The following is a 12,098-nucleotide window of genomic DNA, read 5'->3' as shown; positions in this document are numbered from 1 at the left end:
ATTGATTGGATTCAAATTTCATGGGTTTAATTTAGTTACTTTGAAAAAATACTAGCGAAAAACTTTCACACTGATTTCAAAATCTTGACCGTTAACGGGGCAATTAATCGTAAAGCGATCGCGAGTTATTTCTATCTCTTTGTCTACTTCGCGATCGCGATAAAAAATAGGCTCATTTCTTGTTGGTTTTAAATATAATTTATTGCCCCGCCTAATTAGTCTCCCTCTTAATTCTTCGTCAGGGCAGGTTATGGCATTTAAACTATTATCGCCGATCGCAATTTTTTGTTGGTGTTTGAGATAGCAAGTTTGGGGTTCTTTATCTTCGTCCGATTCAAATGTAACTTTGATTTTCCACTTTTTATTAAGACTTATTGCATATCTAGCCGAAATACCACCGATACCTAATAGGATAATTGTGAATATAGTGGGAAATAGTAGCAATTTTAGGACGTAGGGCGTTACCAAACAGGTTTCTTTCCCTCCTGGTGCGGGGGTACAGAATTCCTGTACTGTAGGAGCAATATCTACTATGGAAAGCTCGTAGGTGCGATTGTTATCGGTAGTAATAGTTTGCGATCGCTTTTCAATCGGTAAAGCTTGCAGCCAATTCTCTCTATCCTTACTTAATTGAGAATCACTACGTCGAAAAGGACTATTAGCTGGGGTTTCAATCCAAGTCACCGAATCAATACCAGGATCGGTTAAAAGTGGTGCATCCGTCAGCCAAACAATAGACTGGGGTTTTAGTGGGTTATTTTCCGCCAGACGACATTGATTGAGTTGCGCCAAACCTTTGTAGGTAAATAACTCAGCATTTTGAATATCGGTATTGCTGAGGCTAATATTCGATTCAAAGGGTAGGACATTTAAAATAGCTTCTACATCTTCCGTTTTCCCCCGAAACTTAATACCCTGTTGCGGGGATAAAGGATCGATATCGGGCTGCAAAGGATTAACCTTGGATGCAAAAGGCAATACATATACCGTATCCCCTGACTGCAAACTATCCTCAATAATTTGAGTCAGACGCAAACGCCCCTCGGCATTCAAACCAACACTTTCAGTGAGATCGATCGCCATCACTACATCTCGCCCACCATAGATGCGAGAAGCCAAGTTCAAACCCCACTGTTGCCAAGGTTTAACTGGTTTTCCTGGAGCGATAGCCTTGCAATTATTTGTCAACACGGGAGTGGAATAAGCCGAGGTTTCCTCGGCATTTTCTCCCGTCAAAACGTTTTCTCTACCAAAATACATTAGGTAAATTACTCATGTAATTATTTATATCGTATTTTTGAAGTCAAAAAAACGACCACGAGGAATCTACGGACATTTCAAGAAATCTTTAAAAATCTCAATATTTCATGCTTAATTCTTAAAAAACTCATTCTGTGCGATCGCAGCCAAGATAATCCAAGCCAAAGTATTGACGCGCAAATCGAAAATAGTAACATCTAGCAAATTGAATAGGGTGCAAGATAAAAAGGTAATTAAAAAACTAAAGTAAATTAACTTGTCCGAATTATTTCCCTGCCAATCAATTAATAATTTGACCGAACGAAAAGCGATCGCGCCTACTATAACTATTAATAAAATAGTGGCGATGATTCCCGTTTCTGCACCCAGCATTAAAAATAAATTATGGGGATGTCCAAACCAATAATTCATTTTAGCTTCGTAAAGGGGAGTGAAGTTACGCAAGCCCCAACCAAACCAAGGTCTTTCTCTAATTAAGTCCCAGCAAAATTGCCATTGAGTAATTCTGAGGGTTTCTATGGGACGAACATAACTAGTATCGGCAAGTCTTTCCCAAAAAAAAGCAGGAACAATCGTTCTCAATTGTGTTCCGCCGAGATTCGGAGCAAAAGCTGCCCACAAAATCGACATAGCACCGCCTAAAATGCCCCAAACAAGCCATTGCCAGCCCATGTATAGGGCATATGCCATAAAAGCAATTACAGCTAGTCCCCAAGCATTACGAGAGCTAGTTAGAATTAAACCGCTAAGATCTGCTAATAAAATCGCCGTCAATAGTAACAAACTCCAAATCTTTTTAGGTTGAAATTTTTGCTGCCACGTATCCAACCACATACCAAAAGTTAAAGTAAAAGCGATCGCTAAATAAATCGCTAAAAAGTTGGTGTAGATAAACACCGAAGACATTCTGCCAGCAGGGATTCCTTGGGGTACTAATTCCCAACCTAAAATAGACTCTAGGATGGTGGGAGTATCCCAAAGTAAATATAGTTGACCAAAACCCAACATCACTATCAGCCAGGAAGGAAAAATCAAGCTCCACGATAATTGCTTCAATTGGATTGGTTGTTTAACTAATTCTCTCAAAGCAACAAACATCCAGAAAAAAGGGACAAAATTAGCCATACCCAACCAAGCTTCTTGAGGATATTCCGCCACAATAGAACTAATAATTAGTAAGGCAGTTAATATTCCCAGACTTCGATTGAGAGGACTAGCGATTATTTCCCGATAGTTAGACTGCCAAATTTTGCAACTCAAAACAAACAGTCCCACTGCTCCCATTGCTGGAAACAGAGGCCATATTGCCACACTCCAACAAAAACACCACCAAGTCCAATGTTTATTTTGTTGATCTCTATGCTTCAGATCGACTGTTTCAACGCTCAATGTTTAATGCTCGATGTTCAATGCTAAGGTAAATCTTGCAAACCATTATCAGGAATATTAGAAACTTGTCTTTGCAGATTTGCATAGGATTGATTGTAATCAATAATTGAAGAAAGTAAATTACCGCGAGCCGTAGTTAGCTGGGTTTGAGCTTCAATTACATCTGTTTGAGTCCCCACTCCTGCTTGGAAACGCAAACGAGCCAAGCGCAAACTTTCTTCGGCTAATTCTACTTCTTTGGTAGCAGTACCAATATTTTCCTTATTTGCTTCTAAACCAAAAAATGCTTGCTCGACAGCAAAGCGAATTTGATTGCGTTGGTTGGCAAATTGAGTTTCGGCAATTTCAATATCTTTTTCCGATTGTCTGGCAGAAGCTCGCGCTGCCCCACCATCAAATAACCGCCATTGCAAATTTAAACTTACGCTGTAGCTATCATTAAAATCTACAGTATCGTTTTCAAAGTCATTATCTAAGGAATAGTTAGCACTAGCACTAACTGTCGGTCTTACCTGAGATAAAGCGATCGTACGTTGTTCCTCTCCAATTTCTCTTTGTAATAGTAGTTGCTCTAATTCAGCACGGTTTTTAAAAGCTCGGACGATGCTTTCAGACAAGGAAAGTTCCCATGTTCCTGCTTCTTCAATTTTATCGGCGGTGGATAAATCTGTATCGTGAGAAACACTCAATGTTTCTGCTAGCTGTCGGCGAGCTATATTTTGATTTGCCATAGCAGTGTTTAACCTTTGTTGTGCTTGGGCTAATTCGACTTCTGCTCGTAAGACATCAAATCTCGTTCCCAAACCTGCTCTTTCTAGCAATTGTGCATCTCTAAGAGTTTGCTGGGCATCTTCTACCGATGCTCTTTCAATTTCAACCTGAGCGTCGCTATTTTGTAGATTGTAATAATCTGTGGCAGTATCCAATCTAATCTGTTCGACAATGGTTTCCAAATTTAGTTCTGTAGACCGCAGTTGCTTTTGAGAAGCTCTGATGGTGGCACCTCTAGCACCACCTTGATAAATATTATAAGTTAAGGATAAATCGTTATTGAAATTAAAGTTAGCCGAGCTAGTATTAGTAAAGCTCGACTCTGCTGCATCTAAGGCTTGTTCGTCAGTAAGACCAGGATTGTCTTCTTGCAAATCTTCCGCTCGCGATTCCAGACTTTGTTCGATTTGACTATCTAAAAAAGCACTATTGCCATAGCTCAAACCACTACCAAAGTCGATTGTGGGAAAAAGTGCTGCTCTAGCTTCTCTTAAAGCTGCGACTGATTGTTCTACCTCAATCCTAGCTGCCTGCACGTCTTTATTGTTTTTCAGGGATAATTCGATCGCCTGTTGTAGCGTAATCGGTTTTTCCAAGTCTAATTCCACTTCTTCAGCTTGAGTCGGAAATGATAGAGGATTGGCACTAGGATTTAAAGTTTCTGTACTATCAATCGGCTTTTGGGCTGGTTTGATAATATCTTGGGTACTATTTTGAGTATTGTTAGATGATTGCGCTAATAAGTCTGACGTTAAGCCTATAGAGCTAAAATCGGGAACTTCATTGGCAATAACTATGGGTGTACTACCGAGAAAAATACTAGTAGTCAAACCGATCGTTTTAATAAATTGATGTTTTTTGCCCACTCCTCACTCCTTATATTTTAGATTTTTCTGCTCTTGTCAAAATGGTGACTGCTAATTGTCACTCAGAAAAGTTAATCTGATTCTATATTTGTTATTGTGGCTATGACACTAATTTTGTCAACCAACTCGATCGAGCAAAGTCACAATCGATCGCCTTAGTTAGATTATGGGGCAATCGTTAAGATTTGGCGATCGAGCTATTAGTTTTAATCTGATTTAGGATTCCATACCAGGAGCTAGAAAACCAATTAACTTCGGTGCTGTATCGTCGAGTTGCTCAACTTTTCTAGCTGTAATGTTTAAGGTTGTGGTTTTAATTCTTCTAAAATAACAAAATTGACGTGATTTAGAGCTAATTCTCCAATAGAAACGGTTTCTTTATCTATTTTCTCTCCTTTACTAGTAATTATTTCAAAGCTAGTACCTTTTGCCATTTCTGCATGATACCAAGATAGTCCCATAAAAAATCTGGTGGGATATGGTCCTCCTTCAAATAAATCGTCAGGATTAGATTCCATTGGCAACCAACCATAGCCAGGGAGATAAAACTCCATCCAGACATGGTTAAAATCGGGCTGTAGAGGGATCTGGCGTTTGAGAGGATCGTCGGGACATTTATATCTGCCAACCGTGCGACAGGCGATACCATTGAGGCGACACAAGGCTAGAAGCAAACCAAGATATTCGCCACAAGAGCCGACACCACGTTTGAGAACCAGATCGGGCGTGTCAATATGGGGTTTGATTCCATAGGAGAGTTTGTCATAAACATAGTTACGAATACTGTATACCTGTCGTAAAAGATTGCTTTCCGAGCCGATCGCACTTTCAGCAGCTTGACGAATTATATCGGTATCCATTGCCAAGTTATCATTATCTTGGAGATATTTGGCTCGATATTCATCTTCTAGTTGGGGTACGTCTTCGCAATCTGAGGGGTTGATTTGATATTTAATGCTCCAGACTTCTAAAACTGCTTTCCAACCAAAAATGTAACGTTGTTGGGAATTAAAACGATCAAACTTAAAAACTGCAATTCTCTGTCCGTCTTGAATCTCTTCTTCAAAGGGCAATCCTACGCTTTGAACTTCGACAATCTTTTGCCTGTCTGTCTCGGCGGGTAAGGCAATTCGCCAAGTAAAATCTTCAATCTCAATCCGATCTAAAGGAGAAATTTCTTCTGTATAGGACATTTCCACCAGATAGCCATTGGAGAGGGCATATTTTCGCTCTGGATAGTAATGGAAATATAGGGGATGGATAAACGTGCGATCGCGATATTGCAGCTCGTAGTTTGGCTCGGCGTTGGGATTGTCGCGGATATAAACTTCTCGATCTGCATATGCCACATATAAAATTTCTTGACCGTCACTACCAGCAGCAAAAGTTAAACCAGTCGGCGAAGGAAAGGGAGTCAAGACACTAAAAATTGTTTCTCCTGTAGCTCGATCCAAACAATAGACAGTTTGTTCTAAAGTATCGCTCAACCAAATTTCTTCGTCTTTGATGGTAATATTTTCTAGCCCAATACCAGGAGCATAAAAATGAGTTATCTTTTCTCTTGTCTGGCGATTGTAGATCAGAACTTTTCCTTCTTTTTGACAGGTAAGATAAATAGTCGAATCTAAAACTGCAATCCCATCTAAATCGTCTCGCAAGCGCAAAAATAACTGTGGTTCAAAGTCTCCCGTCTTTAAAGAACAACAATAAACGAATTCTCGATTAGTAAACCACAGGATATCTTCGGTAATAGCTAAACCCGTCGCGCCAATAAAATCCGACCAGAAATATTTGTTTAAAATTGTAGTATTGTTAGTAGCTGGATCTATTTTGAGCAGATAGCCATTGTGGGAATCGATCGCCCAAATAAAGCCTTCGTGGAATACGATACCGTAAATAGAACTGGCTGCAATCGGTCTAATAGTTTTGGCGTTGACAATAGAGGGACGAGCGGGAATCATATATTCGGTCACATAACTTGATAACCTTTAAATTTTATATTGCTTTGGCTGCTTGGATTGTAGAGCGCGAACAATCTTTGTCTGTTGATTGATTACTTAATTACCTATTACTTGAATTAATTTGACTTCTAAAAAAAAACTCCAAGATATCTTAGTTAACACTCCTCTACTGTTGAAATTAGTTTGGGAGGCGACACCATTATTTTTATGTCTATCTTTAGCCGTAACGGGGTTGCAATCTTTGATACCAGCTTTAATGCTGTTGGTTAATAAGGCAGTCGTCGATCTGGTAATTGCTAATTGGGGTAATACTAATTTTATTTGGCGACCTTTAATTGTTTTAGTGGCAATGCGATTTGGCATCAGTATGCTGCAGGCGGTGTTAAATCAAACCAACCTTTATGTGGGGCAAATATTTAACGATCGCTTGGTCTTTCATGCCAATTATGTCTTGCTAAAAAAGTCTACTCAACTGGATTTGGCTCACTTTGAATCGGCAGAATTCTACGATACTTTAACTCGCGCTCAAAATAGCGGTAGTACCCATCCCGTCAGGGTGCTTAAAATGTTTACGACTTTATTCGGACAGGGTATTACTCTAATCAGTTTATTGGGTTTATTATTGCAATTTAATGCAGCCATAATTCCCTTATTAATTTTCACGGCTTTACCTGCTTTTTGGACGAGCATTGTCTATTCTGGCAGGCGATTTTGGATGACCCGCATGGAAACCGAGAGCGGGCGGTTGTCCGATTATATTCAACGGGTTTTAACCAATCCCAACTTTGCCAAGGAAGTAAGGTTATTTAATCTAGGAGGGCATTTATTGGCTAAATGGGGCGGGATTCGGCGAGATTTTAACGGTAAATCAGCCGCGATCGCTTCAGAATATGCCAGGATGCGCGGTTTATCGGGAGTGTTGGTTAGTGGCGGTTTTTATTTTGCCTATGGCTGGACTTTAGTTAAAGCGATCGCGGGAGAAATTTCAGTAGGTGACTTTACGATGTATACGGGAGCATTCAGCCAAGCACAGCAACTATTGCCCGCAATTTTAGAAAATATTGCCAAAGTCTACGAATCAAACCTATATGTTGCCCAATATTTTGAATTTCTCGCTCTCAAGCCCCAAGTTGTTAATATTTCTCGTCCTCAAGGCTTTCCCCATCCCATTCAACAAGGACTGTCGATTAAAAATGTTACCTTTACCTATCCAGAAGCAGATAAACCAATTCTCCACAATATTAGTTTCGATGTTTATCCAGGGGAAAGTATTGCTTTAGTCGGCTTAAATGGTGCGGGAAAAACTACTCTCTTAAAATTAATTACCAGACTCTACGATGTAGATTCGGGAATAATTACCATTGACAATATTCCTTTACAAGAGATCGAATTATCAGAATTACATACTAATATTGGCGTTTTAAACCAAGACTTTGCCCGCTATCAACTGAGTGCCAAAGACAATATCGGCTTTGGCAATCTCCTAGAAAGAGACAACCAACTGCGGATCGAAAAAGCAGCTATGGATTCGGGGGCAGATCGGATAGTAGACAATCTCCACAATGGTTACGATACTCGCTTGGGCAAAATGTTTAAAGGAGGTGTCGATCTTTCAGGAGGACAATGGCAAAAAATTGGCATGGCACGGGCTTTTATGACCGATGCGCCCATTTTAATTTTGGATGAGCCTACTGCTGCCTTAGATGCGATCGCCGAATACGAACTATTTGAGAAATTTCGCGCCCTCACCGCTGGAAAAATGACCTTTTTTGTCAGTCATCGTTTCTCTACAGTACAGTTAGCCGATCGCATTGTAGTTTTGGGAAATAGCAAAATTGTTGAAATTGGCTCTCATTCTCAGTTGATGGCACAAAATGGTTTATATGCTGAGATGTTCCGCTTGCAAGCATCCAGCTACAAGATTTAAGAGGGTAAATAGCGTAGCTACTTATTACTTATTACTTATTACTTATTACTTACTTGCGTTCTGCATAGTAATGGGTGTAATAGTGGTAAGAATTGCTACTGCGATTTACCTGATTGGCTACTATTCCCAAAACGGGTACGTTAGATAATCTGATGTTGTCAATGTTTTGTTTGAGTAGAGTGCGATCGGTTTTACCAATTCTGACTACCAAAACTACTCCATTGGTACGAGTAGAAAGAATTCTACCATCTGCAAAACCCAAAATAGGAGGAGTATCGTAAATAATTAGATCGTATTTTCTGCTACTCTTTAAACGTTCCATTAAGACCTGCATTTTTTGTGAGGCAAGCAACCGAATCGGATCGGGAGGCACATCTCCTGCAGTGATTACAGATAAATTTTCCCACTGAGGAACTTTAATAATAGCTTCCTCCACATCCAAACCCGTAGCTAAAACATTGCTCAACCCCTCATCATTTTCTACTCCAATCCAGCGATGTACTTGAGGACGACGTAAATCTGCATCAATCAACAACACTTTTTGTCCCATCGCTGCCGCAGCTTGGGCTAAGTGACAAGAGATTGTAGATTTTCCTTCACTAGGAATCGAAGAACTAATGACAAAGGAGCGAATGGCAGAATCCGAACCCAATAGCTTGATATTCGTGTTGAGAGAGCGAAAGGCTTCGAGGAAAGGAGAAGCTCCATACCATTTTTGTTTGCTGTTGACAGTCGATTTTTCTTGGGATTGGGCAGAATTACTAAAATCTATTTTGGTATTACCGACTTGCAACTGTGGCAAACTTAATTTTTCTTTTTTCGGCGTAGTTTCTAACTCGTCTAGAGGCTTGAGATCTTTTTTGATGGGAATCAGACCTAGTATGGGTAGATTGACACTTTCTTTTAATTCTTCAGACGAATGGAATACAGGATCGAGACGCTCTGCGAACAAAGCCGCACCCAAACCGAGTAAAACTCCAGAAACTAAACCTAAAGCCAAGTTGCGCGGAGGGTTCGGAGAAATCGGATTTTCGGTAACCAGGGGTGGAGCAATGGTTTGCCAAGGTAATGCTTGTTGCGCTCCCTTTAACTGTAATTCTTCTTGAGCGGTTAGAAAGCGAGTTAAGCTTTCGGTAGCAACGGTTAATTCTCTTCTCAGATCGGTATATTGACGGGCAATTACGGGCATTTGCTTGCTCAAGTCTCCCAATTGATTCATCGCTTCAGCCAATGCTTGCTCTCTAATTTCTAAGATTTCGATCTTATTAGCTGCTTCAATATATTGTTGGTTTAATTGCAAACGCAAGGAACTAGGAGAAGTCAGATTGGGAGTATATTCTAAAGAGTCAGGCAAGTTTTGCCCCAATATGCCGTTAGCTTCTTGTTCGAGCAATTCTACTAAGCGACTCTTCTTATCTTTTAAAGCTTGAACTATGGGGGTAGCATCAGAAAAGCGAGCCGATTCTTGAGCTAATTCTACTTCAACTTGCTGTAGCTCGTTTAAAAGATTTTGATAACGGGGCGATTCGCTCAAATAGCTAGCAGTTAGTGCTTGTTCGGGCTGTAAGCCAAGTTGCCGTTGCAATAAAGCATATAGAGAACGAGTTTCTTTTAATTCAGCTTTGGTTTCAAAAGCTTTTTGCTCGAAGTCTACTAGTCTATTGGCTAAAATTTCTGCCTGACTCTCGGGATTGAGTAAATTATATTTTTGGCGGAAAGTTTGTACTTTTCCTTGCAATTCGTCAACTCTATTTCTGACTTCTGGTAGTTGACTTTCAACAAAATCTAGTCCCTGCTTAACTTCAACTCTTCTTTCTTCCAAGGAATAGCGTAAATATGCCTCGGATAAATTATCTAAAACAAACTGAATTTTTTGCGGATCTTCGTCTACATAGGATACTTCGATAATTTTGGTTTGATCTACTTGTTCGATCCTCAGGGGTGGTTTCTTAGGTCGGATTAATTCTTTATATTCGAGTTCGGGATAGTTGCGTTGAAGAACTCCAATAATGGGATTTAAAACTGTAGGACTTTCCAATACTTCAATTTGAGTATCATAATCTAGCCCGCCAAAATCTTGTTGTAATAAGGATAAGGGGTCTTCTTGTTCTTCTGCTACAGGTTCGACTAACAGTTGAAACTTACCTTGATATAAAGGTTCTTGATTATAGGTGATAAATGCTGCTGCTGTAGTGACACCAAAAGCTACCGCTCCTATCAAACGCAGACGATGTTTAATGATGCTTGCCAGTTGACGCAGATCTATACCATCCCCATCTACTTCATTACCTGTGGTGCGATCGACAACGGGAGGAGAATAGATATAATTATTATTTTCATCAATTCTGTTGCCATTTCCATTCGCTACAGGAGGATAAGCAGAAAGATCTGAACTTCTATCGGGCATTATGTCATCAATCCTCACAACACGGATTATTAAAAAAATTTAATCTTATTTATTATTGGCATGGTAACCCATTGCCACTACCCAAAAAGTAACAGCAATGGATTTCTAACATATCTAGAGTCTAGAAAATTGCGTTGAACAAACCAAACAAGCCACCAAGAGGACTAGTAACCGTGCCTACACCATCAAAAGCAGCTGTAGTGCCAGAACGACCAACCACAACTACATCGTTACGGTTGAGTACTGGGTTGGTTTCGTCGTTAACTTCCGCTCCCAAATCAACTTTTATTTTGCGTTTTTCCACAGTACCGTTGGGTTTCAAGCTAACTAATTCCACTTCACCTTTGTTAGCACGTCTGGTATCGAATCCACCAGCAGCTAAAATTGCTTGGTTCAAAGGAGTGTTGGGAGGTACGTTTACAGGACCAGGGTTGACCACTTCCCCAACTACGTTAACGGAAATTTCGGCGGGAGAAATAGTACCAGCAGCAATAGTCTGACTATCTGCGTCATTTATTCTATCTGCTTTGGCGATGACAACTCTATCTCCATCTTGCAAGATTAGATCCTGACTGGTATCTCCAGCAGTAATCAATTCCCAAAGATCGACATTGATTAGTTTTTCCGTACCATCCCAAGATGTGCGTTTTACTTGTACTTCTCTAACATCTGCTAGGGGTTTGATACCATTTGCCGCACCCAAAGCTTGAGATAGTCGCGGAGGAATAGATTCTTGTCTGCCTTCGTTAGCACCATTACCATTATCTCGACTTAATAGTTCGGGCTGAATAAAGTGAGAACCAGGACGGTATACTTCGCCAACTACTGCTACTTGGATGGGCTTGTCAGATTGTAAACCAAAACTAGCTTGAGCCAAACGGTTTAATTCTGTGGTATTAATTTCGTCGGAAGTAGGAACAAAGATATCATCGCCATCGCGGAGAGAAATATCATTTCTGATTTGACCTTTGGTTAATAAATCCCAAAGATTGGCGTTATAAACTACTTCTCTTCCTTGGAGTTGGCGACGTATTCTAACATTGCGCACGTCGGCAATGGTAGTGATACCACCAGCTTGTTGAATGATGTCAGTAACGCTAGGAAATTGAGGATTATCAGCTTCTAGAGCTACTTCATAAGAACCAGGGTTATCCACTTCTCCAGAAACGCCGATTTTTAGAGGGCGAGGAGCAATTAAACCAACGGTAATAATAGGTCGCTTGAGATAAGTAGAATATTTTTCGGAAACTTTGTCGGATGTTTCTTTAAGACTTAAACCCCTGACATCTACTCTACCAACTAAAGGTAAACTGATAGTGCCGTCAACTAATACGGGATATTCACCGCTATATTCTTCTACTTGAAAAATGTTGAGATTAATTCTGTCCCCAGCACCAAGAGTGTAGTCACTTTCTTCTGTCGCAAACTCAATATTTTCTCCTGGTAGGGGAGAGTTAGCATCGGGAAAACTATCGTTTTCCAAAGGAGGTAAATCTCTGTAATTAATAGGAGCTTGT

Annotated in this window: 7 protein-coding genes; 1 reads left to right on the top strand and 6 read right to left on the bottom strand. The window is 40.1% G+C overall.

Annotated elements, in window-relative coordinates:
* Positions 1-51: 51 nt before the first annotated feature.
* The 4 genes from AC33VI_RS05110 to AC33VI_RS05095 form a co-directional block, all read right to left on the bottom strand.
* Positions 52-1,260 (bottom strand): VWA domain-containing protein, encoded by a 1,209-nt coding sequence (locus AC33VI_RS05110; protein ID WP_491781185.1) that lies wholly within the window; start codon positions 1,258-1,260, stop codon positions 52-54.
* A 111-nt stretch (positions 1,261-1,371) separates the two neighbouring features.
* The gene (locus AC33VI_RS05105) at positions 1,372-2,649 is read right to left on the bottom strand and encodes an O-antigen ligase family protein (protein WP_491781184.1); all 1,278 of its coding nucleotides are present in this window, start codon (positions 2,647-2,649) and stop codon (positions 1,372-1,374) included.
* 23 nt (positions 2,650-2,672) lie between these two features.
* A complete protein-coding gene (locus tag AC33VI_RS05100; RefSeq protein WP_491781183.1) occupies positions 2,673-4,286 on the bottom strand; it encodes a TolC family protein in 1,614 nt (537 codons plus the stop codon).
* A 299-nt stretch (positions 4,287-4,585) separates the two neighbouring features.
* A complete protein-coding gene (locus tag AC33VI_RS05095) occupies positions 4,586-6,247 on the bottom strand; it encodes a transglutaminase domain-containing protein (protein WP_491781186.1) in 1,662 nt (553 codons plus the stop codon).
* A 121-nt stretch (positions 6,248-6,368) separates the two neighbouring features.
* Between AC33VI_RS05095 and AC33VI_RS05090 the strand changes: the two genes are divergently transcribed.
* Positions 6,369-8,174, top strand: coding sequence for an ABC transporter ATP-binding protein (locus tag AC33VI_RS05090; RefSeq protein WP_491781182.1), 1,806 nt, complete (start codon positions 6,369-6,371; stop codon positions 8,172-8,174).
* A gap of 49 nt (positions 8,175-8,223) precedes the next feature.
* On the opposite strand, the gene AC33VI_RS05085 is transcribed toward AC33VI_RS05090, so the two are convergent.
* On the bottom strand, positions 8,224-10,581 hold the full coding sequence (locus AC33VI_RS05085) for a GumC family protein (protein ID WP_491781181.1): 2,358 nt from the start codon (positions 10,579-10,581) through the stop codon (positions 8,224-8,226).
* Between the two features lie 121 nt (positions 10,582-10,702).
* Positions 10,703-12,098, bottom strand: a 1,396-nt coding sequence (locus AC33VI_RS05080; protein ID WP_491781180.1) for a polysaccharide biosynthesis/export family protein, incomplete at its 5' end; no start/stop codon positions are given.

The sequence above is a fragment of the Waterburya sp. genome (assembly GCF_058530065.1).
This window is presented reverse-complemented; position numbering and strand designations above follow the sequence as displayed.